Annotated in this window: 3 protein-coding genes; 1 reads left to right on the top strand and 2 read right to left on the bottom strand. The window is 44.7% G+C overall.

Going from position 1 to position 3,129, the window contains the following annotated elements; genetic code table 11:
- Positions 1 to 130: 130 nt before the first annotated feature.
- Both yajC and tgt read right to left on the bottom strand, forming a co-directional pair.
- Positions 131 to 442 carry a preprotein translocase subunit YajC gene (gene yajC / locus LG34_RS08365; protein ID WP_109215679.1) on the bottom strand — a complete coding sequence of 104 codons (312 nt, stop codon included), beginning with the start codon at positions 440 to 442 and terminating at the stop codon, positions 131 to 133.
- A 251-nt stretch (positions 443 to 693) separates the two neighbouring features.
- The gene (gene tgt / locus LG34_RS08360) at positions 694 to 1,824 is read right to left on the bottom strand and encodes a tRNA guanosine(34) transglycosylase Tgt (protein ID WP_109215678.1); all 1,131 of its coding nucleotides are present in this window, start codon (positions 1,822 to 1,824) and stop codon (positions 694 to 696) included.
- Positions 1,825 to 1,931: 107 nt separating this feature from the next.
- Between tgt and aroC the strand changes: the two genes are divergently transcribed.
- Positions 1,932 to 3,032, top strand: a complete 1,101-nt coding sequence (aroC, locus tag LG34_RS08355; RefSeq protein WP_109215677.1) for a chorismate synthase — start codon at positions 1,932 to 1,934, stop codon at positions 3,030 to 3,032.
- The last annotated feature ends 97 nt before the right edge of the window (positions 3,033 to 3,129 follow it).

Raw genomic sequence — 3,129 nt, 5'->3', positions numbered from 1 at the left:
TGATACTAGCTTGTTTCTCACCACCTATAGAGGTGGGAGTCATCTCCCATCTGATATACAAAAGAAGGGCAGTGATATCGATTGATATCCATGCCCCGCCCTCCTTTGTCTGATCTTTGCTTTTTTCAATTTACTCTTCTACTGCGTCTTCAGCTTTTTCAATCTGTGCGATTGCAGAGCGCTGCATCGGAATACGGCAGTTTTTGTTGTTGCCGAACTCTACGATAACGGTATCTTCATTGATATCGATCAGTGTACCATAAAAGCCGCTGCTTGTAAGAACAGTATCGCCGACTGCCATTTTAGACATCATCTCATTTCTTCTTGCCTGCTCTTTTTTCTGCGGTCTCAGCATAAATACAAATACGAATACAAGTAAAACAACAATCCAGATGATTGTTCCCATCATACCCATTCCTGTACTGGATGATAATACGTTCATTTGATTTCCTCCTATTTTTCAATACTATTAAATATTCTACACAAAATGTAGCTTTTCTTCAAGCCATTTCGCATATTTTTTATTTTTTTCAGTTCACTCATCATATATATTCCGTTAATAATCATACTCGCATGAGGAATTAATGGGATATATAGTGATGAAGGGAGCGCCATTTTATGAGCAAAAATAGTAGTGTAACTACAGAGAAGCCCAGTACGGGCGTTTTGCGAATGGCGCGGGTGAACTTTTTCTTACTCCCCATGTTCCATGCGGTACAGTTTCTCAGCTTTATAATTCTGATAATTTCCTGCATCAATGGCATCACGGATTTCTTCCATCATTGTGTTATAGAAATACAGATTATGCAGTACACACAGACGCATACCAAGCATTTCTTTTGCTTTCAATAAATGACGAATGTAAGCTCTGCTGTATGTACGGCAGGCCGGACACTGACATCCCTCTTCGATTGGGCGCATATCACGCTCAAACTTCTGGTTAAACAGGTTCAGTTTTCCAAAATTGGTGTAAACATGTCCATGACGTCCGTTTCGGCTCGGATATACACAGTCAAAGAAGTCTACCCCGCGGTCTACTGCTTCCAAAATATTTGCCGGAGTACCAACGCCCATCAGGTAAGTTGGTTTGTCTTCCGGAAGATGCGGAACTGTCACATCCAGAATGTGATACATCTCCTCATGGCTCTCACCAACGGCAAGTCCACCCACTGCGTAACCGTCCAGATCCATCTCGCTGATGCGTTTTGCATGGTCAATACGGATATCATCATAAATAGCTCCCTGATTGATACCAAAAAGCATCTGATTTTTATTAATCGTATCTTCCAGACTGTTCAGACGCTGCATTTCTTTTTTACAGCGTTCCAGCCAGCGTGTGGTACGGTCTACCGATGGCTGTACATAACTTCTGTCTGCCAGTGCAGGTGGACACTCATCAAATGCCATGGCAATGGTAGATCCCAGATTCGACTGAATCTGCATACTTTCTTCCGGTCCCATGAAAATTTTACGTCCATCTACATGAGAGTGGAAATGTACGCCTTCCTCTTTGATCTTTCTCAGTCCTGCCAGGGAAAATACCTGGAATCCGCCGGAATCCGTCAGAATCGGTTTGTCCCATACCATAAATCTATGCAGACCGCCAAGGTCTTTGATCAGTTTGTCACCCGGACGGACATGCAGATGGTATGTGTTGGATAACTGCACCTGTGTCTTGATCTGCTGCAGATCATCTGTGGATACCGCACCTTTGATCGCTGCTGCGGTTCCGACATTCATAAATACCGGTGTCTGGATGGTTCCATGCACCGTTGTCACTTCGGCACGCTTCGCGCGTCCATCTTTTTTTAATAATTTATACATAAAAAGTTCCTTTCCTTTTTCATTGCGCTGTTTATAACTTTATCATATAATAAGGTAAGTGTCAAAAATAATAAACATTGTTTTTTTATACCAGAGGAGGAAACATTATGGCTGGTTCAAATACAGGAACTATTTTTCAGATTACCACATGGGGAGAATCCCATGGAAAAGGGGTCGGCGTCGTAGTAGACGGCTGCCCAAGCGGACTTCCACTGTCCGAAGAAGACATTCAGATTTATCTTAACCGTCGAAAACCGGGACAATCCAAATACACCACCCCGCGTACCGAAGCAGACCGGGTGGAGATTCTCTCCGGTGTTTTTGAAGGACGCACCACAGGCACTCCGATCTCCATGATCGTACGAAATGAAAATCAGCATTCCAAGGATTACAGTGACATTGCCCGCTGCTATCGTCCGGGACACGCCGATTACTGCTTTGATGCAAAATACGGTTTCCGTGATTACCGTGGCGGTGGACGTTCTTCTGCCCGTGAAACCATCGGACGTGTTGCTGCAGGCGCCATTGCCGCAAAACTGTTAAAAGAAATGGGCATCTCCATTCTTACTTATACAAAAGCCATCGGTCCGGTCTCCATTGATCCAAACCGCTTTGATGCTGCACAGATCAGGCAAAATCCGGTTGCCATGCCGGATGCTCAAGCTGCAAAAGATGCTCAGGTCTTTCTGGATCAATGCATCGAAGCACAGGATTCTTCCGGCGGCATTATCGAATGTGTAATTAATGGTGTTCCTGCCGGTATCGGCGATCCGGTATTTGACAAACTGGATGCAAGTCTGGCAAAAGCCATTTTTTCCATCGGTGCAGTAAAAGGTTTTGAAATCGGGGATGGCTTTGCTGCCGCTACTGCCCGTGGTTCCGAAAATAATGATTCCTTTGTGCCACAGGAAAATGGTCCTCTGACCAAAGCAACCAATCATGCCGGTGGTATCTTAGGCGGTATCAGCGATGGTTCTCCGATTGTGTTCCGCGCCGCTGTAAAGCCAACACCATCCATTGCACAGTTGCAACATACGGCAAATGCAGACGGCGAAGCTGTCGATATCAGCATCCGCGGACGCCACGATCCGGTGGTTGTGCCAAGAGCTGTTGTTGTTGTGGAAGCCATGGCTGCTATCACTATTTTGGATCTGATGCTTCGAAATACAACTGCAAAACTTGATAATCTGAAAAAAATTTACGAATAAAATCCTATTGATTTGTTCTTCAAGTCGAATGCACGTGAGACTTGGTGCGTGATTCTGGTCAGCGCAAGCTGACATCTTCTTTTCAGAATCACTGCAC

The sequence above is a fragment of the Eubacterium ramulus genome (assembly GCF_003122485.1).
Taxonomy (GTDB): domain Bacteria; phylum Bacillota; class Clostridia; order Lachnospirales; family Lachnospiraceae; genus Eubacterium_I; species Eubacterium_I ramulus_A.
This window is presented reverse-complemented; position numbering and strand designations above follow the sequence as displayed.

Bases quoted from the DNA above. Each gene is read 5' to 3' on its own strand.
- yajC (WP_109215679.1), bottom strand. From the start codon at position 442: ATGAACGTATTATCATCCAGTACAGGAATGGGTATGATGGGAACAATC.
- tgt (WP_109215678.1), bottom strand. From the start codon at position 1,824: ATGTATAAATTATTAAAAAAAGATGGACGCGCGAAGCGTGCCGAAGTG.
- aroC (WP_109215677.1), top strand. From the start codon at position 1,932: ATGGCTGGTTCAAATACAGGAACTATTTTTCAGATTACCACATGGGGA.